We start from the raw sequence: 3,116 nt of genomic DNA, 5'->3' as shown, positions 1-3,116 counted from the left end.
CCTCGGGGGTGGGCTTGTTGGCGGGCGGGGCGCAGTGCACGGGCGAGGTGACGCGCACGCCGTACAGCTCCAGGCCGTCGTGGGCGTGCTCGGCGGTCGCCTGGGAGGCGAGGCCCACGTCGTACAGCGCCTCGTAGAGGACGTCTCCGGAGCGGTCACCGGTGAACATCCGGCCGGTGCGGTTGCCGCCGTGGGCGGCGGGGGCGAGTCCCACGATCAGCAGCCTTGCGTCCGCGGGCCCGAACCCGGGCACCGGCCGGCCCCAGTACGTCCAGTCCGCGTAGGCGGCCCGCTTGGCACGGGCCGCCTCCTCGCGCCAGGAGACCAGCCGCGGGCAGGCCCGGCAGTCGGCGATGCGCCGGTCGAGGAGGGTGAGTCCGCTGGCATCCATCACTCCACCGTAGGCGCAGGCGTGGGCACAGTCGTCACGAGGGCCAGATGAACGCCGGCCGCTGCGGACTCGCCCTCCGCCGCCGTTCAGACGCCGGTGACCTGCACGGCCCGTTCGTCGCTCCGGCGCAGCCAGAGCAGGGCCCCGGCCAGCAGTACGGCGCCCGTCAGGAGCCAGGGCAGGGGGCCCGGCCACAGCACCCCGACGGCCAGCCCCGTGAGCGCTCCGACCAGTTGCTGGGCGAGGGACTGGACGGACAGGGCGGTGGCGCGGCCCGCACCGGCGACCCGGCGGTGCAGCAGGTCGTTCTCGTTCGGGGCCGCCGCGCCGAGACCGAGGTAGACCAGCCCGAAGCCGAAGGCCGCGAGGGCCGTGGCCGCCGGGTGGACGGAGGAGGCGGTGACCCCGAGCAGCAGCAGACCGCCCGCACCGGCCGCGAGGCTGACCAGCACAGCACGCTCGCCACTGCCCGCGATCCGGGCGGTGAGCGGCGCGAGGTGGCTGCCGAGGCCGGAGCAGACGAAACCGACGCAGGACAGTGCTGCATAGACCATCGCTCCGGAAGCGTTCGAGCCGGTCAGCGCCGTGGTACGGCCCGGTATGAGGAGTTCGATGGCGGCCAGGGCGCTTCCGGCGGCCGCGGCCGCGAGCAGGATCCGGCGGACCAGCGCGTCATGTCCGCCCAGCCGGAGTCCGTCGGCGATCGTGACCGGGACGCCGCGCAGCACCGAACGCAGGGTGGTCGGCGGACGCGGGGGCTCCCGCAGGGCGGCGAGCACGTAGGCGACGAACACGGTCTTCAGCGCGGCTGCCAGCAGCAGGGGGACGGACAGAGGCAGTACCGCCCCCGACGTCGCCTCGCTCAGCCGGGCACCGAGGTCGGGCCCCAGGCCGAGCAGCCAGGGCAGGGCACCGCCCAGCAGGATGCCGGCCGCGAGCGCGGCGGAGGTCGCGGAGCCGCCCCGTGCCAGACCCGTACGCAGCTCGGCGTCCGGGCCGGAGCATGCCTGGACGGTGTCGACGTACCAGGCCTCGGCGGTTCCGCTGGCGAGGGCCCGGGCCACGCCCATGAGCACCATGCCGGCGGTGAGCAGCCAGGCGGTGGTGCCGAGGCCGATCAGCGCGAAGGCGACGACGCCGAGCCCACCGGCCGCGGCCAGCACCGGCCGACGCCCGAGGACGTCCGAGAGGCCTCCCGTGGGCAGCTCCAGCGCGGCGACGGTCAGCGAGTGCGCGGCGAACAGCCCCGCGACCGCGGCGAGGGACATGCCGCGCTCGGTGAACAGCAGGACCATCGTGGCCATGCTCAGCCCCGGTGGCAGCCACAGGAGCGCGCAGACGGTGACGTACCGGCGGCGAGCGGCCAGTTCCCCGGGCGGCTCGGTCATGAGCGGCGTCACGGGTTGAGATCTTGGGCGTCGCGGTCCTCGGCGTCGCGGTCTTCGGTGTCGCGGTCTTCGGGGCCGCCGTCATCGGGGGTGACGTTTTCTGGGGTGGCGTTTTCTGGGACGCCGTCTTCGGACCCGCGGCCTTCGGGGGCGCCGTCTTCGGCCCTGCGGTCTTTCGAGTCGCGGGCTTCCGGGTCGCGGTCGACGGATTCGTGGGCGGCGAGCGGGAGTCCGGCTGCGACGAACACGACGTGTTCGGCCCGCGGATCGTCCGCGTCCCGCGCGGTCAGCTCCTCCAGCTTCCCGGCGACGGTGTCGAAGAGTTCGGTGAGCGACGCGGCCGTCAGCCGGGGCATGAGGTCGGTGATCCCGGACGGCTCCACCCACTCCTGACCGATCCGCCCGGCGGCCAGGTCCGCCTCGTAACGGGCGAGGGATCTCTCCAGGTGCTCGATCTGCCGCCGCCGCGCCAGGCCGACGAAAGCCCGGCCCGCCTCGGTGGACTCCATCGACTCGTTGCTCCAGGACGTGAGGGTGTGCAGCGCCCGCCAGCGCCGCTCCCGCCCGTCGCGGTGCTCGGCCTCGGCGATGAACGCGTACTTCGCCAGCACCCGCAGGTGGTAGCTGGTCGACGCCGACGACTCCCCCGTCCGCGCGGCCAGCTCACTCGCCGTGGCGGGCCCGTCCTGCCGCAGCAGCCCGAGCAGCTGGATTCGCAGGGGGTGGGTGAGGGCCTTGAGAGCTGCGGTGTCGCGCTCAGGATCGAGTACGCGCTTGTGCTCGTCGCTGTCCATGCCAGGAGATTAGGCCGCCGGACGACTTAACAAAAGAGTTTTTGCAAAACTTGTTTGGCAGAGTCCGTTCGGGGACCGATATTTCGCCCGGTGGGGCCGTTGGGAGGGCTAAGGTCGGGTGCATGGCTTCTCAGGGTGCGCAGTACGGCAGGACGGACGGGACCGAAAACCCGGCGGCCGAGTCCCCCGAGTCCCCCAAGTCCGGCGGCAGCTCAGCGGTTGGCGATATCCAGCCCCCGGACCCGGAGACCGCCTCGGCGATCGCCGCTGCCGAGGCCGGCCCGCAGGGCGGCACGACCGTCCGCGTCGACAGCTGGATCTGGTCCGTGCGCCTCGTCAAGACCCGTTCCATGGGAGCCACCGCCTGCCGTGGCGGCCACGTACGCGTCAACGGCGAGCGGGTGAAGCCCGCACACGGAGTCCGCGTCGGTGACGAAGTGCGTCTGCGGCACGAGGGCCGCGAGCGGGTCGTCATCGTCACGCGGCTGATCCGCAAGCGGGTCGGGGCACCCGTGGCCACTCAGTGCTACGTCGACAACTCCC

At 73.2% G+C, this 3,116-nt stretch carries 4 protein-coding genes; 1 reads left to right on the top strand and 3 read right to left on the bottom strand.

Annotated features, from left to right (window positions below):
* The 3 genes from C1J00_RS41035 to C1J00_RS41025 all read right to left on the bottom strand — a co-directional run.
* Nucleotides 1–391 (bottom strand): uracil-DNA glycosylase family protein (locus C1J00_RS41035; RefSeq protein WP_281262799.1); only part of this gene is annotated, 391 nt, incomplete at its 3' end.
* A gap of 86 nt (nucleotides 392–477) precedes the next feature.
* Nucleotides 478–1,779 (bottom strand): MFS transporter, encoded by a 1,302-nt coding sequence (locus C1J00_RS41030; protein ID WP_102913923.1) that lies wholly within the window; start codon nucleotides 1,777–1,779, stop codon nucleotides 478–480.
* 8 nt (nucleotides 1,780–1,787) lie between these two features.
* Nucleotides 1,788–2,573 carry a helix-turn-helix domain-containing protein gene (locus C1J00_RS41025; RefSeq protein ID WP_245936714.1) on the bottom strand — a complete coding sequence of 262 codons (786 nt, stop codon included), beginning with the start codon at nucleotides 2,571–2,573 and terminating at the stop codon, nucleotides 1,788–1,790.
* 122 nt (nucleotides 2,574–2,695) lie between these two features.
* On the opposite strand from C1J00_RS41025, the gene C1J00_RS41020 reads away from it, so the two are divergent.
* Nucleotides 2,696–3,116, top strand: a 421-nt coding sequence (locus C1J00_RS41020; protein ID WP_102913922.1) for an RNA-binding S4 domain-containing protein, incomplete at its 3' end; no start/stop codon positions are given.

Source organism: Streptomyces cahuitamycinicus (genome assembly GCF_002891435.1).
Taxonomy (GTDB): domain Bacteria; phylum Actinomycetota; class Actinomycetes; order Streptomycetales; family Streptomycetaceae; genus Streptomyces; species Streptomyces cahuitamycinicus.
The sequence above is the reverse complement of the archived record's forward strand: the minus strand, read 5'-3'. Positions and strand labels throughout refer to the sequence as shown.